The organism is Thalassotalea fonticola, from assembly GCF_032911225.1.
GTDB classification, from domain to species: domain Bacteria; phylum Pseudomonadota; class Gammaproteobacteria; order Enterobacterales; family Alteromonadaceae; genus Thalassotalea_A; species Thalassotalea_A fonticola.
The window spans coordinates 1,047,008-1,071,638 of record NZ_CP136600.1 but is presented as its reverse complement, the minus strand read 5'-3'; the positions used below and the strand labels follow the sequence as shown (position 1 = coordinate 1,071,638).

Sequence of the window (24,631 nt, the reverse complement as noted above, 5' to 3'; positions counted from 1 at the left end):
TTAAATAACTAAACAAGTGGTCACAATATTAAATAATTGAACACATATGACAAAATTTTTAAAACTTCTACATAACTGGCTTGGCTTTATTATCAGTCTGGTAATGCTCATAGTATTAACTACAGGTATTTACCTTGGTAGCGTCGATTTAATTAAGCGTTTCGATGATAAAGGTCAAACATACTCTAGTTTAACTGCAGAACAAAAAGCTCAAATAGCGGCGCATATTATTACTAATTACCCAACTGCTACCGCAGTTAAATTACCGACTGCAACCAATCCATATGTAGAAGCTTATTCACGAGAAAAGTCGGTATTTTTAACCACTGAATTAACCGAGATAAACACGCAATTAAATGCCAATAATCACGTTTGGCGCTGGCTATTCTTTTTTCATCGTAACTTTCAATTAGGTGAAGCAGGTATGCACGCAAATGCCATTAGCGCTGTTTTGGCAACTATTATTATGTTTATTGGTTTATATTTATGGTGGTTGATTAAAAAAGGTTTTAGATGGAAGCAAACTCTACCTAAAAACACTAAAAATAGCGCACTGATAAAGAGCCACATTCAGTTGGGTTTACTGTTTTCAATACCGTTATTGGTTATGGCAATAAGTGGTGCTTACATTACTTATGGTTTTTGGGGAGAGTCGACCTTAGATGAAAACAAACCAACACCCGTAATAGCCCATGCGAATAACTGGCAAGCACAAATTTTAGCTGCTCAAAAACTTTGGCCAAAATCAAAGCTAGTGTCGATATCAAAACCTCGAACTAAGGAAGGGGATAGTTATATATACTCACTAAGTTTTAATGACGATACCATGTTCGGTTTACAACAAACCGACACCATAAAAATCGACCTACATAATGGCCAATTACAATCGGCGCAAACATTTAAAGAGAAAAGCCTAGCTTATCAATTAAAATACATTGCTCGGTTTTTACATGACGGTGCAAGAATGCCAACATGGTACTTAATAATGCTTATTGTCAGTTCAATATTCGGTACAGCAATGAACAGCTTTATAATTGTTACTTTTATACGTAAAGAAATTTTTGTACGCATTAATATGAAATTAACTAAGAAGAAAATAACAGAAGCTATAAAGTAGTGCTTAGCCCCATAACATATGTTAACCGGGGCTTTAATTGTATAAATAAACTAGCCTTTTAAGGTGAATGTGAGTTAGGTAAAAAGCTGAATTATTTAATTTCAATAATGTTTACCAGATCACCTTGCTCAAATTTAGGTTGAACAAAGCTTGCTGCTGAGTTTATTTCTTCTTTATCAAACGCTATGTCGCCGCCATTGATTACACCGGTATTTAAATCAACGTTTTTAAAGTCAAATAATTGCTGATCAGCTAAATGCGAAGGCACTACATTTTGTAATGCAGTGAAAATAGATTCTGCCCGGCCGGGAAATTTAACATCCCAGTCTTGTAGCATGGCTTTAACATTTTGTCTTTGTAAGTTTGGCTGACTGCCACACAAATTGCATGGAATAATAGGGAACTGTTTTAATGAAGAATACTGCTTAATCTCTTTTTCTTTGCAATAAGCCAGTGGGCGTATTACTACATGCTCGCCATTATCAGATACAAGTTTAGCGGGCATGGTTTTAGTTTTACCATTAAAGAACATGTTCAACAAAAGTGTCTCAATCATGTCATCCCGATGATGACCTAGGGCGATTTTGGTTACGTGTAACCTTTTTGCCGTGCTGTATAAAATCCCTCTACGTAAGCGTGAGCAAAGGCTGCAGGTGGTTTTGCCTTCTGGTATTTTATCCATAACAATAGAGTAAGTGTCTTCTTCTATTACATGGTATTCAACGCCTAAATCTTCAAGGTAGTTTGGTAGAATATGTTCAGGAAAGCCTGGTTGTTTTTGATCTAAATTTACCGCAACAATATCAAAGTGGATTGGTGCAGAAGCTTTAAGCTTTAGCAAAATATCAAGCATCGTATAACTATCGGCACCACCAGATAAGCACACCATGACTTTGTCACCATCTTCAATCATGTTGTAATCGCTGATTGCTTTACCTACATGATGGCGAAAGCGCTTAGCAAGTTTTGCTAATTGTTGCTTTGCAATTTTAATGTCAGAATCGTTTAATGGGTGATTTAGCGTCTGTAGTGACATGTTGCGTACCGTATAGTTATCTTCAAGGCGCGCATTATACCTAAGGCTATCTGACGTTAAAAGCATTAATAATATAGCTAATAATGCTTATAACGGAGAAATGAGAACGATAGAGGTTTTATTTAAGGAAGGGCGATTGGTAACCATCTGGCTTTAATGCCAATAGATCACAATTAAGTCTGTCAATTACATGCTCGGCAGTATTGCCAATAAGAACTGCTGATAACCCTGTGCGGCCAATTGTGCCTAAGATCACTAATTCAGCATCAATTTGGTTGGCAACTTTTTCAATAACATCCTCTGGCAGGCCTTCTTCTACGTGTAAGTACTGCTCAGCCATATTGTATTTGTCACCATGTTCTTTCATTACATCAACATGGTGTTGTTTCATTGCATCGTTGTATTCGTTGGCATCAAATTCAGGTATTTCTATGGCAATATTTATTGGTGTGCCTGGATATGAATTTACAAAATGTACGTCAGCGTTAATGAGTTTAGCTAGATTGATTGCTTCTTCAGAAATTTTGTTATTCAGTGATTGATGTTCTTCTTCTTCGCTACCAGCGTTTACTGCAGCTAGAATATGACCATTATCAGGCCAGGTGTGTTCTTTAACTAACAATAATGGTACCCAACACTTACGAATAAGGTGCCAATCTGTTGGGGTAAATATAACTGATTGTAAGGTAGGGTGCTCGTGTGTGCTTTTAATGACCACATCAAAGGCATTATCTCTTACTTCAGCAAGAATGGCTTCAAAAGGGCGATTATGCCAAATCACTTTAGTTTGAATGTCATAATCAAAGTCTTCGATCAAATCAGTTAGCCAATTTTCTCTACCCTTAACTACCGTTTCACGCATAGCCTCACGTTCTTCACCGGATAGCATTGTGGTCATTTCATAGGAAAAATCATAAATAGATAAAAATGCGGTGACCTTAGCTCCTGAATGTTTAGCCAGAGTACATGCCCGTGCTAATGCTTTTTGTTCTTCAGTTGTAGGGTCAATAACGACTAATATATTCTGATAACTTTCCATACGTTCACCAATATAAAAATAATTAAGCTGATATAAGCTTAATATGAACTGGCGATTGTTACAAATATGTATTGAAAATTTATGTAAGGTTTATTAACGCGTTGATTTAAATCAAGTATAAATCAACGCATAAAGAGATGAGAGGAGGAAGTTTACTTAGTGTATCCGGCCAGTTCTAATAAGGCATCTTTATCTAGTATAGTAATGAATTTGTTCTCTACTTTGATCAAGCCTTCTTTTTGAAAGCGGGTCATTAAACGAGAGATTGTTTCTATGGTTAAACCAATATAATTGCCAATTTCGCTTCGGGTCATTGGTAAGTTAAATTCAACGGATGACAAATTTCGGTTACCTAATCTACGGCCATAATTAGCAAGAAATGTTGCTAACTTTTCTTCGGCATTTTTACGATTCAACAATAGTAACATTTCGCTGTTACACTGTATTTCGTCGCTCATTAAGCTCATCATTTGGGCTTTAAGCTTAGGAATTTTACTTGATAGTGTATCGAGTACTTCAAACGGTATTTCACATACCATTGATGTTTCTAACGCTTTAGCAAAGCTCGGATGGCTTTTGGCTGAAAGGGCATCAAAGCCCATTAAATCGCCGGCTAAATGGAAACCGGTAATCTGTTCTTCGCCTTGCTCAGAAATAATGAATGTTTTAAAGGTACCAGAGCGTATTGCATATAGAGTATGCAATTGTTCGCCAGCTTTAAATATTTGCGTATTTTTCTGGATTGGTTTTTTACGTTGAATAATATCATCAAGTAAGTTCAACTCGGTTTCATTTAAACTAAATGGTAAACAAAGTTCACTGATACTACAGTTCTGACACTTAATGTTATTTGCAATCGGTATTATTTGAGGCATATTATTACAGCTATTTCCATATTTAATGTGGTGCAGGGTACTAAAATATTTGATTTAGGGCAATAAATAACGAAAATAAGCCGTAAAAAATCAGTAAAATAGCTGTTAATGTACGAATTAGATCAGAACGTAACATTTCGGTTACAAATTTATAACCTGAAGCTAAAGTAAGTAATGCAGGTAATGTACCTAAGCCAAAAGCTAGCATTATTAATGCGCCATTTTGCCATGTCGCGCTGGCAATAGACCAAGTTAGGGTGGAATAGACCAAACCACAAGGCAACCAACCCCACACCATACCTAACAGTAAAGACTGTTTAACATTTTTTACCGGGATAAAGTTCTTACTCAGTGGTTGTAAGTATCTCCACAGAAACTTACCAATATTTTCTACTTTTGCTAGAACGAAAGACCACTTGGCAATATAAAGCCCTAAAAATATCACGAATAAGGCAGCGATAACTTTTAACCATAATATCGGAAAACCGAGCGACTTAGCAGCTAAAGAGCCGGTAAATCCAGCAATTGCACCTGCAACTGAATAAGAAAAAATGCGACCAAAATTGTAAGCGAAAATTAGGCTGATACTGGCCTTGGTTTTGTCTGCTATTGAGGCTGTCAGCATTGTAGTTATGCCACCACACATAGCAACACAGTGCCCCGCACCTGCAATACCAATTAAAAATGCGGATAAAAAGTCTAATTCCATATGGAGTTATTTGTCAGCTTTATTTGAGTGGCTGGTGTTATCTTGGAGTTCAGATTCATTTGATTTATTTGTATCGGTGGCAGTGCTGCTAATTTTATTACTTACCGGTTCATCATCAAACAAAATGCTCATGCCTTGTTTTTCCAAATCGTCAAACTGTTCTGTTTTTACCGCCCAAAAAAATAAATAAATTGCAATAGCGGTAAAAATAATGGCAATAGGAATAAGGATATAAATAACACTCATAAAATAGCTACTTTAATAATCTTAATGAATTAGTAACAACAATAATCGAACTTGCTGACATACCTAATACTGCCATATAAGGGGTGATAAAACCACACACCGCTAACGGCAGAATAATGGCGTTGTAGGCCAATGCCCAGGCAAAATTTTGTTTAACGATATTCGAGGTTTTCAACGCAATAGCTTTAAGCCTTAACAGGCTTGCAAGATGATTGTTCACTAAAATCACGTCGGCGCCACTTTTCGCTATCTCTGTACCACTTCCCATAGCAATCGATACGTGAGCTTGGGCAAACACTGGTGAATCGTTTACGCCATCGCCAACCATTGCGACAGTTTTACCTGCATTTTGTTTATCAGCCAAAATTTTCAGCTTGTCATTGGCACTGCAGGTGTCAAAGCTTTGATCGAGTTTTACTTGCTGATTAAAACCGTTAACCCCAGCCTTATTATCACCACTGATCAACATCGTTTCAATGTTGGATAAACGCATGCTGTTGATCACTGACTTAGTATTAGTACGTAAAGTATCTTGCATATAAAACGCAGCAACAAGAATATTATCTACGGTGAGTAAGCACTGTGATTTATTATAACAAGCGTCAACAGATAAGCTCTCTTCTATCCAGCTTATCTTTCCAATACATATTTGATGACCATCCTTAGTGCCTTTAACACCGCAACCTGGAACCACTTCGACATCATTAACATTGATATCGTGGTTTCTGTATTGGTTGAATGCCTTTGCTAAAGGGTGTTCAGAATGAGCTTCTAAAGCCGCAGCAATGGCTAGCACACTTTCTTTGTCGTATTGTTTATTAAGTAAATTAACTTTGGTTATAGCAAACACACCATTGGTTAACGTGCCAGTTTTATCAAAAGCAAAGCAATTTACTTTTGGCATGGTTTCTAATACGTGGGCATTTTTAATCATGATGCCGTCTTTATTAAGCCTAATTGTGCCGCAAGTTAGTGCTGTGGGTGTGGCAAGAGAAAGCGCACATGGGCAGGTAGCTACCAAAACCGAAAGGGTGATCCAAAATGCTTCTTCGGGTGAATGTATGGTCCAGTAAATGGAAGTAGCAATTGCGGTTAACAATATTAATGCGACAAAGTATTGAGCGATACGATCAGATAATTTAGCTATAGCTGGTTTATGCGCCTGTGCAGACTCACTTAAACGGATCAAATTAGTAAGAAAACTGTCTGAATTAGTTTTAATAATTTCTATGGTTAAGTTGCCATCACCATTTACTGTGCCTGCAAAAACCGTTGCGCCTTTAGATTTTTGTACTGGCGAGTGCTCGCCAGTAAGCATAGCCTCGTTAACACTTGACTGGCCAGTCAGTATTAATCCATCTCCAGGAATGGTTTCTCCTGGTTTAACAATGACTATATCGGTTAATTCTAATTGTTTAGCACTGATCACTTGCTCTTGTACTTGGTTATTAACGGTGAGTAATTTCGTTGCCGTTAAAGGCATGAGTTTTAGTAAGTTAGCCGATACTTCAGCGGCTTTTGCACGCGCTCTAAACTCTAAATATTTACCAATAAGCAATAAAAAGGTAAACATTGCCAATGATTCAAAATACACCTCGCCCGAGCGAGTAAATGTTGCCCAAGTACTGGCACAAAACGCTAATACAATGGCAATTGATACAGGAACATCCATTGATAACCTACGGGCTTTCAATGCTGATATAGCACCAGTGTAAAAAGGAAACGCACCGAAAGTAACTATTGGGAGAGTGAGAACAAAACTCGTGCCGCGCAAATAAGCCAAATTATGCTCAGCCAGATCACTAAATGCGCCAAAATATAAACCAAAAGCAATCATCATTACTTGCATGGTTAAAATTCCAGAAACACCAAGGCGGCGTATAAAGGCTTTAGCTTGTTGTTTATTACGTTGTTCAGCTAGATTTGCTTTAAACGGTAGTGCTTGATAACCAATTTGATTAATTGCCGTCAAAATATCACTGAGTTTGATCAACTCATTTTGCCAAACAACAGTTGCTCTTTGTGTTGTGGCGTTAACTTGTATTTTAGCTATGCCGCTTTGTTGCGATAATTGTTTTTCAATTAACCACGCACATGCCGCACAAGACATACCATCGATAGACAGTATTGTTTCTTTGCAATTATCCACATCGAAAGTGAATTCGGTTTGTAAATTTTCATCATCAATAAATTGATTATTTAATAGAGAGTCGGGAACTTGTGCATCAACTTTATTACCTTTTTCACTGCGAAACCGGTAATAGTCTTCAAGATTATTTTCAACTATTGCTGTAGCTACCGCTTGGCAACCGATACAACACATATCTTGCATTTTGTTGTCGATGAGCACAGATAAGGAAAAACCCGGCGGGACTATTTCGCCACAATGAAAGCAGTTTTTATTATTCATTTAAATGGTTTATTCATTAGTACTGTAATTCAAACTCGGAAAATTGCGATTGCGGTAGGGCTACAGTAGTTTGCATTTTCCATTTGTTATCATATGGAGTAACTAGCACTCGCCATTTTCCCTCGACATTTTGATCAAAGCTTTGACGCATCCAACCGTTACCATCAGGTGTTAATTTTACTGAAAAGTCACGTTCAGCAATGGTAACATGATAAAAATTAACGTTAAGGACAGGAAATGTTTTTTCAATGCCGGTTGGTTTTAATATAACCTCATTGTTTGAAATTTGCATATCAAAACGTATGCCTAGTTTTTGTGAAAGCTTGTACTTACGAATATCTTGGTTAATGGTTTTGCCTTTTTTATAGTAATCATCAACGACTACAGTATCAGCATTTTTATTGGCGATAAAAAAAACTGTAGTGCCAACGACAACTGAAATTAAAGGAAGGCCGAAGACTAAATAAGCCCATGGCTCTTTGTACCAAGCTGTTTTCATAAATTGTTTCTCGTTTAATTTGAGGCGCTATTTTACCGTGTATTTAATCAACGATAAAGAGGGTGATTCTCGATATAAATTTTTACTTATTTATATTTTTAATAAAATTATAAATAAATAAAAACTAATAATACCAAGTTGACTAAGTTACTTCCCACTCAGTGAGAATTAAAAGGCTTATAGGCAAGTAATTGATTGAAGAGAATGGTTGTTCCCTTGTCAAAATCAATAACGCAGCATATAAGCCTTTTAAACTCACCCTCGGGAGCTTGTTCTAGGAACTCTAACTGCACAAAATTCATTTAATATAGAACAACTATATCTAAATAAATTTTGCTTGTTATGGACCCTATAACATAGCTCTGAGTTGGTAATGAATTTAATCAAATTGGTTTGTATACAAAACAAAACCCTGTCTAGCATCGCCATACAGGGTTTTATTAAAAAGTCTTTAGTTATTCTTGGTTAGATAAACTATATACGTATGCACTAATTACACGTACTTTATCTTCGCCTAAAATACCTTTCCAAGCAGGCATTACACCGGCACGGCCATTAGCGATTGATTCTTGCACTGCTCGCTCAGAACCACCGTATAACCAGGTATTGTCAGAAAGATTTGGTGCACCTAATGGAATACCCATTGCAGTACTACCTGTACCATCTACGCCATGACAAGCTGCACACATAGCAAATTTAGCTTCACCTTTAGCGGCTAGGGCTGAGTCTACTTTAGTTGCACGCTCAGGGTTAAGAGAAAGTACGTAAGCTGCAACTTCTTTAACGCCTTCATCGCCACCTAACATAGTTTCCCAGGCGATCATGCCTTGCGCTTTACGGCCATGCAAAATTGATTGCTCAATAGTTGCACCATCACCGCCGTATAACCAGTCGTTATCAACTAGGTTAGGGAAGCCTGTAGTACCTTTGGCATCTGAACCATGACATTGTGAACAGTTTTGTAAAAATAAACGTTGGCCAATTTTTAGCGCAGCTTTATCTTTACTTAGTGATTCAACGTCTTGCTTAGCAAATTCAGCAAAAATAGGACCAAATTTAGCATTTGCACGGTCAACTTCACGGTCATATTGAACCGCAAAACCAGCTTCTTTCATTGAGGCAACTTGTGCTTTTGAATCGGCAAGGCTCATTACGTCTTGGTTAGAACTTTTCCAGCCAAATAAACCTTTGTAGTTACCTAAACCAGGGTATAACGCTAAGTAGCCAAAGCCCCAAATAATAGTTACTAAAAAGAACGTGCTCCACCATTTAGGAAGAGGGTTGTTCAATTCTTCGATACCGTCAAACTCATGGCCCATTGATTCCCCTTCAGGAACACCAGCGAAGTTTTTTAAACACCAACGTAGTAGTATGTAACAACCTACTAAGGTACCCAGTGTTAAAACAGATATCCATACACTCCAAAATGTAGACATTAATTGTCTCCTTTGTTCGTATTCACTTTATCGTTTTTATTTTCATTTTCGTCAAATATAGAATTAGCGGCTTCATCAAACGATGACTTACGGTTTTTGTTATAAGCCCAAAGTACTATCACAATGAATAGTACAAAGATTAATACCGTAAAAATGCCTCTTAATAAGCCAATATCCATAATTATTTCAACGCATGACCAAGTGATTGTAAATATGCGATAAGAGCGTCCATTTCAGTTAGACTGTTCTTACCAGTAATACTTTTCGTCGTTTTAAATTCTGAACCTGCGTTAGCAATATCGTCGCTTGAGTAAAGTGGGATAGGGTTACCATCCGCATCTTTATGGCTTCGATTTTTGGTAAGCATATTAAAAATTTCCATCTTCTTGGCTGATAGTTCATTTGACGCTGGTGTTTCAGCTAACCAAGAGTACGATGGCATATTAGATTCAGGAACTACTGAACGAGGATCCATTAAATGAGCATAATGCCAATCATCTGAATAACGTTGGCCAACACGTGCCAAGTCTGGACCAGTACGTTTAGAACCCCATAAGAAAGGATGTTCCCAAACGGACTCTCCAGCAACAGAGTAGTGACCGTAACGCTCTGTTTCAGCGCGTAATGGACGGATCATTTGTGAATGACAGTTGTTACAGCCTTCACGAATGTAAATATCACGACCTTCCATTTCTAACGCAGTATATGGGCGTAAGCTTTCTACTGGTGTTGTTGTTTCTTTTTGGAAAAACAAAGGTGTTATCTCAACCAAGCCACCAATACTGATCGCAGCAATAGTAAAGGTAAAGAACCAACCTACGTGTTTTTCTACTTTTTCATGTTTATTTTGCATAGGGTTCTCCTTAAGCCATCACTTCTTGTTTTTCTAAACTATTGTCTTTAGCACCAATAGTTTTGAACATGTTGTAAGCCATTAATAGGAAACCTGCTACTACTAAACAACCACCAACAAAACGAATGAAGTAGAACGGATATGAAGCCTGTAAACTTTCAACGAAACTGTAGGTTAAGGTACCGTCGGTGTTAACCGCACGCCACATCAAACCTTGCATTACACCTGAAATCCACATTGCTACTATGTATAAAACAATACCGGTAGTGTGCAACCAGAAATGAACGTTGATTAATTTAACACTGTACATGCGACCTTGGTTAAATAGTACTGGAATTAAGTGGTACATAGCACCAATAGAAACCATAGCTACCCAGCCTAGTGCGCCTGAGTGTACGTGGCCAACAGTCCAGTCAGTGTAATGAGATAATGCGTTTACAGATTTAATTGCCATCATTGGCCCTTCAAACGTAGACATACCGTAGAAAGACAGAGAAACAATTAAGAAACGTAAAATTGGATCATGGCGAAGTTTATGCCATGCACCCGATAACGTCATAATACCGTTGATCATACCGCCCCATGAAGGAAGGAATAAAACGATAGACATTACCATACCGACACTTTGTGTCCAATCAGGAAGCGCGGTGTAATGTAAATGATGAGGTCCAGCCCAAATGTATAAAGATACAAGTGCCCAGAAGTGAACAATTGATAAACGGTATGAGTAAACCGGACGTTCAGCTTGTTTAGGTACAAAGTAGTACATCATACCTAGGAAACCAGCAGTTAGTAGGAAGCCAACGGCATTATGTCCATACCACCACTGCATCATCGCATCGATGGCACCAGGGTATAATGAATATGATTTAGTCCAAGTTAATGGAATAACCATTGAATTACCAATGTGTAAAACAGCAACGGTTAAGATGAAACCACCAAAGAACCAGTTTGCCACATAAATGTGAGATGTTTTACGCTTTAATAATGTACCAAAGAATACAATCGCATATGACACCCATACTAAGGCAATTAAAATGTCAATTGGCCATTCTAGTTCAGCATATTCTTTTGAAGATGTTAATCCTAAAGGTAAGGTGATTGCAGCAGATAAAATAACGGCTTGCCATCCCCAGAAGGTGAAAGCGACAAGTTTACCGCCGAATAATGCTGTTTTACAGGTACGCTGTACTACATAGTACGACGTGGCGAACAGAGCGCTTGTACCAAATGCGAAAATTACTGCATTGGTGTGTAAAGGACGTAAACGAGAGTAAGTTAACCACGGAGTTTCGAAGTTAAGCGCTGGCCAGATTAACTGTGCTGCGATTAAAACACCGACTGCCGTACCAACAATACCCCAAATTACAGTCATTACAGTAAACTGGCGAACAACTTTGTAGTTGTAATCCATTTCTGTCAGATTGCTTTGACTCATATTAAAGGTTCCACATTATATAATTATAAAGTTGATGTGAGTGAATATAGTTACTAGAATTCATCCACCCTGAAGCGTTCAAAAAAACTTTTGTAACTACTAAGTTATAGTTCAAAAAAACAACACTTTATAGTTTGTTATTTTTCGGATGCGATAATAAGCGTTGCAAGGGCAATTGTCACGCTTAACGTTTTAAAATATGACCTAGATCAACAAAATGTTTCTATTTGTAACTTTTATGTACAGTGTATCTGGGTTTTATCATACTATTCACTATTTTTAATGGTATTTATGAGTAATTTTTATACAGCTATAATTCTAATTTTATTGATAATTTTAGGCTTTTTAGGTTATCAATTTATTGAAACAGATAAACCACAAATTCATGATCAAAATTATTGTGATTTTAGTGCTGGATCTTGTTTACGAACTTATGCTTTTGGTCGTTTTGAACTAAATGCTAGCCCAAATGTGATAATGTCAGAAAATGAAATATATTTTTCATTAACATCAAAATCTAACCCGTCAATGCAAATAAAATCGGCGTGGCTTGAAGGTAAGGATATGTTTATGGGAAAAATTCCATTGTTTTTTGAACAAAGCAATGGAATTTATTCTGCCAACACCTTAATCGGTGCTTGCACTGAAGATCAAATGATTTGGACTATGTGGGTTGAATTGATAATTAACGATAAAATTGAAATCTTAATGTTTGATTTTACCAGTTATCAATAATTTGTTCCCACGTTCAAGTTATACGAATTGGTATTAGTTAGCTTAATGCTAACCAAAGCGCAACTCCCATCATTAGGGTTCCTGAAATACGGTTCATTACACGTACATTTTCAGCTTTAGCGAGTAATAGTCCTAATGATTTACCGCCTGTAGCGTACAACATCATACAAATAAACTCTGATACCATAATAACCCCGACCAAAAAGCTTAACTGCACAGCAACAGAGTTTTCTGGATTAATAAACGGTGGCAATAACGAAATCATAAAAGCCCAACCTTTTGGATTCGCTATAGCGGTAACTAATCCCTGCATAAACAACCCTTTACGCGATACGGTAGGAGTAGCTTCGCGATTGTGGGTAATAGCCATTTTGCCTTTAGATAGCCACATTTGAATCCCTAGATAGGCAAGGTATAGAGCACCAACGATTTTAAAAATGCTAAAGACTTCGGGTAGCTTAAGCATTAAAGCCGCAACTCCTAAAACCGCAGCAACTGCTACAGCGGCAACGCCAATTAATTCACCCATCATCATCCACATTGTGCGGCGAACGCCAATGCTCATGCCTAAAGTGAGCGCAAGCGTCATACACATTCCCGGGGTGATGCTTATAAAGAAAACGGTTGGGATAAAGATAGCTAAAATTGTGAAGTCCAATACTGTAAATCCTTGTAGTTGTGGGTTTTAGTTGTGATTTGTAAGCTATCCTAACTAGTGGCGTATCTAGGTGAGAATGTCACTAGGTGAGAAAATAACTAGTGTTTTTCAAAACTCACCTAGTACGTTTTAGAGAGGATATTTTATCATTTTTAATATTGAAAAAAAAATAAAAAAAAGTGATAAATTGTTGTGAACGGTCACTTAATAAACAAAAGGCTCTATTAGCGTTAATTGTTGAGCTTTATTTTTTTCGTCAGCAAATGCCACATTGCGGAAGGTTTAATTGGCCTATTGGTATTCAGGCTCAGCAGAAATGCCTACTCGGAGCTTTCAAAAGAAAATAAATCGATTACCCGTAAGCTGACATTTGAAACATTTAAATCCTGTTTCTCTACTTATTCGATTTCGATCTTAAAACAAGGTGTGTTTTAGGATAGGATACCAGACTCGAACCGTCGGATCAGTCCCACAAAGAGAAGTAGAAAAAGTACACCGCCATCCCCCACGAGTGGAGCGAAATGAGGGACCTCCTTAAGCGTATTGTGGATAGAAAATCGTCTTCCTGAACTAGTTTCAGGATCTTCTTTGATATTGCGATGACCGTCTCAAAAGTGCCACCAGCGGTAGTAGAAAAACACCGTCATTCCCGCGAAGGCGGGAATCCATGATTTCGGCTGCTTTGTGCCATTAACTGCCTATTAGCATTTTCTCATATACTTGAGTTAATGCCTTGTTATAAGTTATTTACCACTGTTTATGAGCACTAAAGAAAAAACAAAGATAATAGGAGACCAAACTATGATGAATAACACCCTCAATAACCATCTTTTCCATGGTTTATTTTCTCTCCGCGCTTCAGCCCTTTCGCGCATGAACCTCTTATATGTGAAGTAGCAAATCGCAGATATGACTACGGTATAGAAGGTATAAAGAAGATTTTCTCGTGTTTTGGTGCTTACATTAAAGTAATCAAGCACTGCAACTACAACACCGTTGATAGCGCCATCTAAATCTATATAACCCGCCCGTCCCAGGAAGCTTACTATAATCCCTAATACTCCAATGAGCATCATAATTTCAATGCGAGTCAATCTATTACCCATAATTTATAACAGTTTAATATGTAGACCTCTTAGTAATAACGCCTACTCTTTTTTAAATTGATATTGAACGGCCGTTGGTCGATTTTTACTAGTAAATGTTGAATGTTAAAACAACAAATAAACCCGATTTAAATGCTTAGAGCTATTTTTATCATCGAGTGAAAAAATAGGAGGAGCTAGCAAAAATCAACATAAATCCCCCCATAACAATATAAAAAATTGATGTAATATTATTTGGTTTAATAGTATTAGATGTATAATATTCATTTATACTTGAAATCAAATTAAACATTAAGTCCTTATCTTTTGATTTTTTCAATTTTAATTGCCCAGTACCAACCCAACTTTGAACTGCAACCTGAAGCTCTGATTTTATACTTGTTAATTTAATTAACGAAAGTTGTTCTTCAAATTCAATCTGATTTTTATTTAATGAGTAATGGATTGCATTTCTAAATGAATTATCCGATATACCAATCGCCATATAACCTTTCATTTGAATCCACATAAAAGCTAAGATAACAACGAACATTAAAGGACTGATATATAAAATTATTCCCATGTCTAAAAACGTAGGTGAAGCAAAACGCTCAAACGACATAATAAATTGAGGAGAAAAAGCTAATAGCATAAATATAAAGAAAATTTTCGATGGGAACAATAAAGGTCTCTTTGATACTATAACTTTAATACCAATGTATAAAAAAAAGACAGCCATAAAAACAAAAAGTAATGGAAAATATATATCTAAGTAAAAATCCATATTAATTAAATTCCTTAAAAATTGAAACGTTATTGTTTGCTAAAATTGTTAAAAACCGAACAACATCACCGTCCGTAGATCGCTCTTAGTAGAATAACCACTTTTAGCTTTGAGTCTATTTATTGTATGTTGATTTGTTATTAATTATTTATCTAATAACCGATATATGAAGGGTGTGAGCTTTTATTGAGATTTCTTACCAAATTATTTGCACTATCAACGACTGCTGTTCGCTCTAGCCGTCGTTAGGCTTTTGATTTAACTTACGTTATTTTGTCGACTGACGCAAACAGTCAATAGCAGCCCATTAGAAAGTTCTAATATAGATTTTAAATGACGCCAAGTCCTTTAAGATTATAAGTGCCTACCCCCTAAAGAAAATAATTAGCTTTCAAATCTACTTCACCTAAGAGTATGAAAGCGGCTCGTTAGCTTAGAGCAATAGTGCGATTAAAAGAACGATACCAGCTAAAAAGACAGGAATAGCTTCCATTGCTTGAAAAAAATCTCCCGGATCAATTCCTTTTGTAATTTCACCTTCATGATATGAGATTGTTTCAATATCGCTTATTTTTACTTTAGGGACGTAGTAGCCAACAACGTATTCATCAGTGATTTTATCAACGTCAAACTGGAGTATTTCGCCTTGACGAGTTTTAATTTTAGTCGGTATATCTTCTACAAACGTAGACTTTAGAAAAGCAACAAACTCAATATGTGACATATCATCTGCGGAAACGGTTACCACGTGACGCGTGTTTGAAGCACAAGAGCCAAGCAAACAACAAGTTAAAACTAAACAGGCAATTTTCATTTAGTCACCAGTATTCAACATTTAAAATAAAGCTTAGCCTAAAAGAGGTGGTTTGGCTCATTGGCTTGTTGTAAAGAAAAGGCCCATATTACTGATCCTATCGATTAGTTATCTTTCTTCCATATGATAAGGGGGGGGATATACTTCATGAAAATCATCATACAGAACTTCAGCTTCAATCAATAGTCGAGTAGAAGGGGATGAAAAATTTCTACATTCGCCAAAGTTTGTCATATAGCTTGTTAAGGTAGTTTCTTCAGGAATTCCGTTTTTACTAACCCATACAGTTGCATCCCCTGACACTGGGTCGACTAAAGTTGCTGCACGATAATCGAAACCACTCAAGAATAGATTATTGGAATACATATAAACGGGGCCTTGGCAATTCAACTCTTTGAAAACTATATTTACTCCATCAGCCAACCTTTCCTTTGTTAGTTGTAACATTATGGCTCTTTCGGTACCAGTGGCGGTTTGATAAGTATACTTAGTTCTTATTACAGAGTAATACCCTCCGATAGTTCTAGGAAACACTTCAGCAACTTCTTTTCCTTCACTATCGATTACTACATAACCACCACTTTCTTTAACATCTTCGGCACAAACCCAATTTTCACCATCAAACTTGGCTATTTGGTTTGTCGAGCAATCGAGTTGACTTAGTTTGTTGCTTGCATTTCCTGCGTCTTGTGAAAGTGCAGGGTTAGTTATGAACATACTACTTGTTATTACGGCAATGAAATATTTGGACATATTCATTGTTATTTCCTCCTTTAAAAGTTGAAAATAAGTTTAGTACAAATATCCAATTATGCATTTTGGTTTGCGCTTATTTCTACATAATCACCAGTAAAGCACTTCTATTTCAACATAATCTGACTATTGCTGGTTTCACCAGGCATTACCATAGATGCCGCATGCTATGCTCTGACATAATATGTCACTAAGTCGTTAGGGGTAGTTATGGCTAAGATACAGACAAACTTTGAAGCAAAAAGTGATTCGTTTGATAAAAAAACAGTCAACAAAAATTCAAAAACTAAGGCCAGTTTAAGTAATGAAGGCTTGAATAAATTATGGTGCCTGGGCCATAGTGGATTAATGCTATATGATGCGTTAAAGGGTGAGTTTGACACCATTAAAGAGTGGTCCGTTATTACCGGCTTACCTTACAAAATGCTTAAAGGTATGACTTGGTGGGATGTTCAAGCGTTTACTATGGCTGACATTTAACAGGCTTGTGCGGCGTATTTTTGGCAATTCTTGTACCGCGATGATGAAAATGATTTTACCTGCATCATTGTAACGCCTAGTAAGAAATACCACTTAAAAGGGTTTGGAATGCAGACCAAGAAGAGTTTGAAAAAGCCAAGAAAAAACACTTTGCATTATAAAAGTTTAAGGAATTTACGTGCTAATGATTTATGGTAATTGCCACTTAGGTGTTTTTAAACCTTCAAAGTATGTCGGCGACGTTGGATCATAAAATGACCAAGGATCAGCTTCACATTGTTGAAACATAGCTAATGAATTGTAAGGTTGTTCAGGATAAACGGATGAATTAATTTGTGGCGTTTGGGTTAGCGCATTGTTGATCATCTTATCTATTAGCAACCGGCTACCAATGCTAATCATGCCAGGGTAATCGCTTTTGAATATTGATACACCGCTAACATTATCGTTTAACTATTGAATCAATGCGATGATGTGTGGCGATGCACCGTTAGAACACCACCAGCATCAATTAAACCACCGCTGGCAATGTCACAATACCAATTTACAAAACTTGGTCTACCTTCCCGGGGTGATGGAAATGAAGAATACGGTTGGGATAAAGATAGCTAAAACAGTGAAATCCATAGGAAATTTTCAGAAATAAAATAATAATTTTCGATAATACCTTATTTCATGACTGAAACAATTCATTTAATTGTAACTTTAATCGCAATTGTGTGTTTTACGGCAGGTGAAAAGCGGACAAGTAGTGTTTTAATCAGTTATAATTTTATTATTCAAAAATTATAATTGAAACAATACCCAAGGATTGCGGTTGCCTAACAATAACAGTATTGAAGCAAGTACGCCGGCAGATACTGCCAAATTTGTACCAAACTCATCCATCAAAATTGCCACATTCAATTTATATAACTATATTGAACCTCCTTTTGCATTTTACGATTTTGAAAAAATATTAAGTGCTGAGCAATGGCAAAAAAAACAAAATTGGATATCTGATTATTTATCTGAATTTACACCTGATGTAATTGGCTTTCAGGAAGTATTTAGCCCAGTGCCATTAAATAAGTTGGTGCAAGAGCAAGGCTATCCATACTTTTATGTTGTTGATGAAGCCGAAGTTGTTGATGACTTTATTTGTAAAAGTCCGGTAGTTGCGATTGCCTCAAAATATAACATTACCGAAATAGCTGCCGTGCAGCCGGATGAAGCTTTAGCAAAGGCGATAGGGCTTAATGCAGATTTTTCATTCAGTCGCAAGGTGTTAAGGGCAACCATAGATTTACCTCACATAGGACTTTGTGATTGTTATGTTGTGCACTTTAAATCTAAACGACCATTGATTGAGCATGAACAAAACATTGAATTGTCGCCAGAAAAAAATATTATCGAGAAACTCAAGGCGCAAGTAATAGGAGGTTGGGGCTCGTCTGTGCAACGTGGTAGTGAAGCGGCGTTGTTATTTGCTGAAATGATTTGCCAAAGAGAACAATCAGGCCGGCCAATGATACTACTGGGAGATTTTAACAATACTCTACAAGATGGGGTACTCACGCATTTGTTAACCAATACATTACGCTTTGCCTCTGCATTTGATGTCAACGCCTACCTTGAAAAATATTGTTTAAGTGATGCTTGGGATTTATACCAAAGTACCGATAACGATACTGAGCATATTTCACGTAAGCCTACACATTACTACGGCGCTACCGAATCAGTACTGGATTATATTTTATTATCATGTGAGTTTGATGCGAATTTCCAAGGCAGTTTGTTTGAAGTGAGTAACTATGACACTTATGACCGACACCTGATAAACCCTATATTTGAACGCGATGGTGAAAGTACCGATCATGGCGTTGTATTGGTGACGCTTTCGCTTCGAAATTAATAGAATGACGACTTTTATTACAGGTACAAAAAAGCCGCTAAAAAGCGGCTATTTTAAAATACTTATAAAGCGTTAATTAGCTGTTACAAGCATCTTTTAAAGACTTACCAGCTTTGAAGCCAGGAGCTTTAGATGCAGCAATTTGAATTTCTGCACCAGTTTGTGGGTTACGGCCAGTACGAGCAGCACGATCGCTAACTTTAAAAGTACCAAAACCTACAAGTGCAACGTCACCGCCACTTGCTAACTCAGCAGTAACAGATTCGATTAAAGTATCTAATGCACGACCAGCTGAAGCTTTAGAAAGATCTGCGCCTTCAGCGATTTTTGAAATCAATTCACTTTTATTCATTGTTTTTATTCCTTGTTGAATAATTAAAAAAAGTAACACTACTAAAATGTTTATTTATTAGCAAAGCAGAATCACTAACACTATAAAACACCACTTCTACAGCAAGATCAATAGATTTTTTAAAAGATCTTAACTTTTTTTACTTTTTGGACGTATTTTGGCCTAAAACGAGTGATAGAGCGTGCTGAAGGGGCCGTGTAAAAAATAAAAATAATAAATTTAGTATCGATGATAAATGTAATTTTTAAATTACAACAATCAAAAGTTAGGCATATTTTAATGTGATTGAGCTTTTTTCTGACTTAATTTAACGGTATCACCTATCTTGATAAATCCAGGACTTAACACTTTCGCGGTAATGCCACCGTGCCCCCGCATTGCATTATAACCACCAGGACCTAAAGTAGTTTCCATTTTAGAACAAGGGTGGCACAAGCCTGTAGTTTGCAATACTACATCGTTTATACAAAAGGTTTGCCCTTTTAAGGCAAGCAGATTAATCCCTTTTACTACAAGGTTTCGTCTTAGTATATTGGCTGAAATTTCGTCTTGGTGCAATAGCGAAGCCATTGCCATTAAATGTTCATGTTGAATTAATGTGATCTGCCTTTTACTTTCACTAATTCCAGTAAACCTATCTTTAACTAGACCTTCACCAACTTTAACTTCAGCCTGGATTAATTCTAACATTACTTCATTTCTTGCCGGCCTTACTCCTATCCAAACCAGCTCTCCTTGCTGGGGTAGAGTGTTTAACAATTGTTGCATTGTAGGATTGTTCTTTCGCATTGAATACCAGTGACATAACTAAATTGTGGAATAGCTAGAGTATGAGCAATAATAGTGTATTAGCAAAATGCTTACGTTATATTAATTTTATAAATGACAAAAGCCTCAGGGAGAGGCTTTTGTCAATTGATACTAATAACTACTAGTATCACAGGATTATATACAGGAACTTACCCATCTATAAATCTACCATTAAAAATAATACTCTGCTGCAAGCTGAATATGGTCATCATCTTTGATAACATAAAGTTGATCTGTGCTATTAGTGCTCTGCAGTAGCCTGAGATCGAGACTTATTTTAACGTTTTCACCAAAGCGTCGGTTACCTTCGATAAGAAAGCTAAAGGCATTGTGCTCTAAATCTGCACCAAAACCAATCAGCATCTCACTGCTTTGCATATCGTTAAACGCAAGACGACTGCCCAAAAAGATATCGTCTTGTATATTGGCACCCGGAGAGTTTTCATCTCCTTCACCGCGCGAGTCCCAACCATATTCCGTTAATAAGCCGACATCAGCGTTGCTGTCAAATACTCCGATAAAAGTATATTCAAAACCAGCTTGAGTCGCCCAAAAGTCATCATCGTCGGTAGTACGATATATGGTTTCAAATTTCCACAACCAATCGTTAATGGTTGCTTGAAGATCAACACCAAACTGATCCATTTGGTTATAGTATTGATTGAGTACTACTTTATTGCCTTCAGTTACTGGCGTTAGTATGGGCTCGCGGTTAGTACCATGAAACCAGTAACTGCCCAAATCAAAGGCGCCTATAGTGTGACTCCAGCGCATCGCCACATCGAGATGATTATCTTCTGCCGAAGACTCATAACGTATATTATGGTTATCAACCGTTACAGGGCCGCGCAGACGACTTTCCTGACCGACAAACGTTCTTTCTCTAAAACCAGGCAATAAATACATATCGATGATGCCCCAATCTTTCACTAATGAAAGGTTAAGCATAAGTTGGCCGAGTTTATCTTCGCCATCGGTATCTTCAACACCATCGGTTTGGTTTATTACATCGACAAGGTGTTGAAACTCTGTAACCCCCCAGAATTCTTTACGAATACCGGCCCTCAATTCCCAGTTGTCACTGGCATGAATGTAAGACAACTCGCGAATGTCAGCATGGCTACGTTCATCGTCATACTCATCCTGGCGATAAAAGGGTTTAAAAGTTAAGGTGTCGCTGCCTTCATTCCACCCCCAATAAAGCTCAGGTTCAACAAAGATTGATGCTTGGCTGTGCTCTAGCTGTCCATCGTATTGGCCTTGTTCGGCAAAGTAGCGCTGTTCAAAGCCAATCTTACCAGAGAGCTCAAAATCGTCAGCAGAGGCTGCTAACGGTAGCAACATGCTGTTTAATCCAAGCGTAGTAAGCAACACTGGTTTTTTTATTTTCTGTATCAGGTTCATTGTGACTAACGCGCACGTTTTAAGGTGTTACGGTTAAAATCACTTTCGACTAATCCCGTTTTAAAAGCATAGTTGCTCCATTGTAACTCGGTGCTTTTGCCACTTTGGTGATTAATCATTAATGCCGAATCAGCACGCCAATATTTATTTAAATACTGTTTATAATCGCTATATGACAAGGTTTTTAGCAGTGAATTTTTACGATCATAAAAATCAATTTTTTGTACGCGATATTCTATTTTATCCAGCCAAACGATACGCCTTGTATAGCCAGAGTTTTCAGCCACTGGAAATTGTTCAACCATAAAACTTTCAAGACCATTTATGTTCTCATCGCCTAAATAGTTATAACGATATTTTTCAATTTCAAATGAACTTAAATCTTCAAAAGAAAATTCTGAGCCCATAAATGGGCCAGATTTATTGCGTGAAGAAATACGCTTTACTCGCTTTAACGACGGTAAATAGAGCCATTGGTCATCATTGCCAACAGGGTGTGAAAAGCTTAAAAAAGACGTGCCTTTTACATCCCTTGGTTTGTTAAAAATAGTTAGGCTTTTATCGCCATCGTCTAACAATTCCAGGGTTTTTGTTTTAATTTCACGAATACTCTCCTGGCCTTGTTTATTCCGCAGTAACATCAACATATCGGAAGTGTTATCTGCCCAACCAGTATCACGTGATTTAGCTTCTTCAGATATTTCTAAACCCAGCTTTTCGGCTTGCACTTGTTGTGACGGCACCGCTATTGCATTAGCAGTTACTATTGATAGAGCCACAGTAGTAAAAAGACTGGCAATGATTTGTTTATTTAACATAATTTTCTCCAAATATTTTAATTAACTTGCTGAAAGTTCGGCAGTTAAGGTGTTCTGATTTATTACTGACGCTGTGTTTTTATCTTTATCAAGTGCCATCAACAACGGTGGCAAGAATAAGAAATCAACGATCAATGCAATAAGAATAGTGATGGCGGTCAGTAAACCCATGTCAGCATTTAAGCTAAATGACGATTGTGCCAAAACGATAAAGCCAGCGACTAATACGAATGTGGTTGTCCACAGGGCGCTACCAACATTACCAAAAGCATAGTGAACCGCAGCTTCAGGGCTAGCTTGCTTTTCACGGCGTGCATGTAAGTATTTAGTTAAAAAGTGCACGGTATCGTCAACAACAATACCCAGAGTCATACCAATAACCACGGATATACTCATACCAACTTGACCCTCAATGAGTCCCCAAATACCAAATGCTACCCCCGCAGGAATCAAATTAGGTAGTAAGCTAATTGCGCCGTAGCGCCAGCTCTTTAAGGCAACGCCTAAAATAATTGAGATAAGTAATAAGGCTAACGTGGTGCCTATTAACATGCTGTTGATACCGCGCTGGCCAATATGGGCAAACATTAAACTAGGACTCGCAACATCCACTGTGTATTGGGCTGCGTTATTGGCAAACCATGCATTAATTCGTTGCTCTATTTCAATCAATTCATTGCTGGTTAAGTTTTTGAAAGTAGCCACTATTTTAGCTGATGATTTATCTACATTGAGTTGGTTATTTAGATCTAACCCGTAAGGTAGTGACATTTCATAAAGTAATAAGTATTGCGCCGCCATTTCTTGCTCTGTAGGTAATTTGTACCAAGCAGGATCGTCAGCATGCATGTTTTTATTTAAACGCTTTAAGGTATCCGTAATGGTATTAACGTGGTCCGTTTCAGGTTGTTGGCGTAACCAATCGCTAAAGTTGGCTAAATTACGTAAATATTCCGGGTTATTTATACCACTAGAGATGCCTGTTTTAACGGATATTTCTAATAATGTCATACCTGATAAATGTTCTTGCATGTAATCAGTAGCAACACGGTATGGTATTGATGTATCGAAATATTTTACAAAGTCATCATTGAGTTCGTTTTTAGGAATAAACAACGTTGAAGCTATAATAATAACGCTGGTTAATGGCAACAATAGCTTTCTTTTTTTGATAACAAAGCTTGCTAAAGTAGACATAGCATCGGTTTTACCTTCTGCCACTGCTTTTATTTTAATTGGCAGTACCGTCAGTAATGCCGGGAAAATGGTAATTGAAAATATGAAAGCCAGCATAACCCCCATGGCGACCAAATTGCCTAGATCTCTAAATGGCGGTGAATCAGAAAAATTCATGCTCAAGAAACCGATAGCGGTGGTGATACTGGTTAAGAATATTGGTTGCAAATTAAGGCGTAAGCTTTTCGCCAGAGCTGTTTTTTTGTCATTGCCTTGGCGCATTTCATAAAACATTGACGAGAGTATATGAATACAATCGGCAACCGCTAAAGTTAATATCATGGTTGGTGCCGATGAAGAAGGACCGGTTAAATAGAAACCGAGCCAGCCTGCTATTCCCATAGTGGTAGCAATACTTATGATGATAATCATCACTGTGGCAAAAGTACCGGATATAGTACGCAATAACAGGCCAATAAAGACAATAACAATTAAGAACATTAATGGTATTAAAGTCGCGCTATCACTCATAGCAACTTCAGTAAAAGCTCCGTTCATCATAACCATACCGGATAAATGAACTTCAGTTCCTGGGTTGGCAACGATAAAATTAGCTTTCATTTTTTTTACAAAATTTGACACATTTGCAATTTCAGCATTTGGATCTAACCCTGGAAATTGCACGCTAACGTTGACCACAGATACATGGCCAGTAGGTGAAATAATTTTATTAAGCAAAAGCGGCTCGTTAATAGCAATGTTTTTGATATTGCTTAAATCTGTTGAAGTTAACTTGCTGGTATCCATAACTAAGTCTTCAACGATCATGTCGTCGTCTTCGGCATAGGTGTATTGGAAGTTAGTAATTGAATCTACTCGAGTAGAGAAGGGCACTTGCCAACTTTGTTTGGTTAAGTCTTTTAACGCTTGTAAATGCTCAGCGCTAAAAACGTTACCGTCTTTAGGTACAACAACAAATGAAACATTATCACTCTTGTTATATGTATTTTGCATTGACTCATAAGCCATCAATTGTGGGTTATCAGCACCAAAAAATACTCGGTAATCACTTTTAAATACCAAGTTTTGTGCTCCTGAAGCAGCAAAAAAGGCGAAGGATAGGCTAACGAGAATAACCCAAATTGGGTGTTTTCCGACAAAGCCAAACAGCTTATCTTTCATGGTCTCTCCATTGTGACGAATCGTCACT

General features: G+C 37.3%; 26 protein-coding genes. 4 read left to right on the top strand and 22 right to left on the bottom strand.

The annotated features are described in order from the left end of the window. Positions 1-46: 46 nt before the first annotated feature. Complete coding sequence (locus RI844_RS04475; protein WP_348397254.1) at positions 47-1,117, top strand: PepSY-associated TM helix domain-containing protein; 1,071 nt, start codon at positions 47-49, stop codon at positions 1,115-1,117. A gap of 91 nt (positions 1,118-1,208) precedes the next feature. Here the strand turns inward: RI844_RS04475 and ttcA are convergent, their stop codons facing one another. The 11 genes from ttcA to ccoN form a co-directional block, all read right to left on the bottom strand. Further along, positions 1,209-2,153: a tRNA 2-thiocytidine(32) synthetase TtcA gene (ttcA, locus tag RI844_RS04470; protein ID WP_348397253.1), complete on the bottom strand. Its 945-nt coding sequence runs from the start codon at positions 2,151-2,153 to the stop codon at positions 1,209-1,211. Positions 2,154-2,271: 118 nt separating this feature from the next. Then, positions 2,272-3,192, bottom strand: a complete 921-nt coding sequence (uspE, locus tag RI844_RS04465) for a universal stress protein UspE (RefSeq protein WP_348397252.1) — start codon at positions 3,190-3,192, stop codon at positions 2,272-2,274. 152 nt (positions 3,193-3,344) lie between these two features. Further along, positions 3,345-4,067 carry a fumarate/nitrate reduction transcriptional regulator Fnr gene (gene fnr / locus RI844_RS04460; RefSeq protein ID WP_348397251.1) on the bottom strand — a complete coding sequence of 241 codons (723 nt, stop codon included), beginning with the start codon at positions 4,065-4,067 and terminating at the stop codon, positions 3,345-3,347. Positions 4,068-4,107: 40 nt separating this feature from the next. Further along, entirely contained in the window at positions 4,108-4,776 is a 669-nt protein-coding gene (locus RI844_RS04455) for a sulfite exporter TauE/SafE family protein (protein ID WP_348397250.1), read from the bottom strand. 6 nt (positions 4,777-4,782) lie between these two features. Beyond that, entirely contained in the window at positions 4,783-5,022 is a 240-nt protein-coding gene (ccoS, locus tag RI844_RS04450; protein WP_348397249.1) for a cbb3-type cytochrome oxidase assembly protein CcoS, read from the bottom strand. A 7-nt stretch (positions 5,023-5,029) separates the two neighbouring features. Continuing rightward, positions 5,030-7,432 carry a heavy metal translocating P-type ATPase gene (locus tag RI844_RS04445; protein ID WP_348397248.1) on the bottom strand — a complete coding sequence of 801 codons (2,403 nt, stop codon included), beginning with the start codon at positions 7,430-7,432 and terminating at the stop codon, positions 5,030-5,032. A gap of 16 nt (positions 7,433-7,448) precedes the next feature. Beyond that, entirely contained in the window at positions 7,449-7,931 is a 483-nt protein-coding gene (locus RI844_RS04440; protein WP_348397247.1) for a FixH family protein, read from the bottom strand. Between the two features lie 455 nt (positions 7,932-8,386). Further along, positions 8,387-9,367: a cytochrome-c oxidase, cbb3-type subunit III gene (ccoP, locus tag RI844_RS04435; protein ID WP_348397246.1), complete on the bottom strand. Its 981-nt coding sequence runs from the start codon at positions 9,365-9,367 to the stop codon at positions 8,387-8,389. Continuing rightward, positions 9,367-9,546: a cbb3-type cytochrome oxidase subunit 3 gene (locus RI844_RS04430; RefSeq protein ID WP_348397245.1), complete on the bottom strand. Its 180-nt coding sequence runs from the start codon at positions 9,544-9,546 to the stop codon at positions 9,367-9,369. Before RI844_RS04430 ends, ccoP begins: the two co-directional genes overlap by 1 nt. Before the next feature lie 2 nt (positions 9,547-9,548). Then, a complete protein-coding gene (gene ccoO, locus RI844_RS04425) occupies positions 9,549-10,220 on the bottom strand; it encodes a cytochrome-c oxidase, cbb3-type subunit II (protein WP_348397244.1) in 672 nt (223 codons plus the stop codon). A gap of 10 nt (positions 10,221-10,230) precedes the next feature. Then, positions 10,231-11,658, bottom strand: coding sequence for a cytochrome-c oxidase, cbb3-type subunit I (ccoN, locus tag RI844_RS04420; RefSeq protein WP_348397243.1), 1,428 nt, complete (start codon positions 11,656-11,658; stop codon positions 10,231-10,233). 291 nt (positions 11,659-11,949) lie between these two features. Here ccoN and RI844_RS04415 point away from each other — a divergent pair, with 291 nt between their 5' ends. After that, entirely contained in the window at positions 11,950-12,393 is a 444-nt protein-coding gene (locus RI844_RS04415) for a hypothetical protein (protein ID WP_348397242.1), read from the top strand. Between the two features lie 37 nt (positions 12,394-12,430). Here the strand turns inward: RI844_RS04415 and RI844_RS04410 are convergent, their stop codons facing one another. The 5 genes from RI844_RS04410 to RI844_RS04390 all read right to left on the bottom strand — a co-directional run bounded on the left by RI844_RS04410 (position 12,431) and on the right by RI844_RS04390 (position 16,493). Further along, positions 12,431-13,051: a LysE family translocator gene (locus tag RI844_RS04410; protein ID WP_348397241.1), complete on the bottom strand. Its 621-nt coding sequence runs from the start codon at positions 13,049-13,051 to the stop codon at positions 12,431-12,433. A 743-nt stretch (positions 13,052-13,794) separates the two neighbouring features. Continuing rightward, on the bottom strand, positions 13,795-14,145 hold the full coding sequence (locus RI844_RS04405) for a hypothetical protein (RefSeq protein WP_348397240.1): 351 nt from the start codon (positions 14,143-14,145) through the stop codon (positions 13,795-13,797). A gap of 163 nt (positions 14,146-14,308) precedes the next feature. Next, a complete protein-coding gene (locus RI844_RS04400; protein WP_348397239.1) occupies positions 14,309-14,920 on the bottom strand; it encodes a hypothetical protein in 612 nt (203 codons plus the stop codon). A gap of 433 nt (positions 14,921-15,353) precedes the next feature. Further along, positions 15,354-15,734, bottom strand: a complete 381-nt coding sequence (locus tag RI844_RS04395) for a hypothetical protein (protein ID WP_348397238.1) — start codon at positions 15,732-15,734, stop codon at positions 15,354-15,356. A gap of 108 nt (positions 15,735-15,842) precedes the next feature. Further along, on the bottom strand, positions 15,843-16,493 hold the full coding sequence (locus tag RI844_RS04390) for a hypothetical protein (RefSeq protein WP_348397237.1): 651 nt from the start codon (positions 16,491-16,493) through the stop codon (positions 15,843-15,845). Positions 16,494-16,697: 204 nt separating this feature from the next. Between RI844_RS04390 and RI844_RS04385 the strand changes: the two genes are divergently transcribed. Next, the gene (locus tag RI844_RS04385) at positions 16,698-16,967 is read left to right on the top strand and encodes a hypothetical protein (protein ID WP_348397236.1); all 270 of its coding nucleotides are present in this window, start codon (positions 16,698-16,700) and stop codon (positions 16,965-16,967) included. Between the two features lie 189 nt (positions 16,968-17,156). On the opposite strand, the gene RI844_RS04380 is transcribed toward RI844_RS04385, so the two are convergent. Then, the gene (locus RI844_RS04380) at positions 17,157-17,369 is read right to left on the bottom strand and encodes a hypothetical protein (RefSeq protein WP_348397235.1); all 213 of its coding nucleotides are present in this window, start codon (positions 17,367-17,369) and stop codon (positions 17,157-17,159) included. Between the two features lie 415 nt (positions 17,370-17,784). Between RI844_RS04380 and RI844_RS04375 the strand changes: the two genes are divergently transcribed. Then, on the top strand, positions 17,785-18,861 hold the full coding sequence (locus RI844_RS04375; RefSeq protein ID WP_348397234.1) for an endonuclease/exonuclease/phosphatase family protein: 1,077 nt from the start codon (positions 17,785-17,787) through the stop codon (positions 18,859-18,861). Positions 18,862-18,937: 76 nt separating this feature from the next. Here RI844_RS04375 and RI844_RS04370 read toward each other — a convergent pair whose 3' ends face one another. From RI844_RS04370 to RI844_RS04350, 5 genes are all read right to left on the bottom strand, one after another. Continuing rightward, on the bottom strand, positions 18,938-19,213 hold the full coding sequence (locus RI844_RS04370) for an HU family DNA-binding protein (protein ID WP_348386062.1): 276 nt from the start codon (positions 19,211-19,213) through the stop codon (positions 18,938-18,940). Between the two features lie 276 nt (positions 19,214-19,489). Then, on the bottom strand, positions 19,490-19,903 hold the full coding sequence (locus RI844_RS04365; RefSeq protein WP_348397233.1) for an MOSC domain-containing protein: 414 nt from the start codon (positions 19,901-19,903) through the stop codon (positions 19,490-19,492). A gap of 291 nt (positions 19,904-20,194) precedes the next feature. Then, positions 20,195-21,367, bottom strand: a complete 1,173-nt coding sequence (locus RI844_RS04360) for a hypothetical protein (protein ID WP_348397232.1) — start codon at positions 21,365-21,367, stop codon at positions 20,195-20,197. Positions 21,368-21,432: 65 nt separating this feature from the next. After that, a complete protein-coding gene (locus RI844_RS04355) occupies positions 21,433-22,245 on the bottom strand; it encodes an outer membrane lipoprotein-sorting protein (protein ID WP_348397231.1) in 813 nt (270 codons plus the stop codon). A 21-nt stretch (positions 22,246-22,266) separates the two neighbouring features. After that, a complete protein-coding gene (locus RI844_RS04350) occupies positions 22,267-24,603 on the bottom strand; it encodes an efflux RND transporter permease subunit (RefSeq protein ID WP_348397230.1) in 2,337 nt (778 codons plus the stop codon). Positions 24,604-24,631 lie beyond the last annotated feature (28 nt).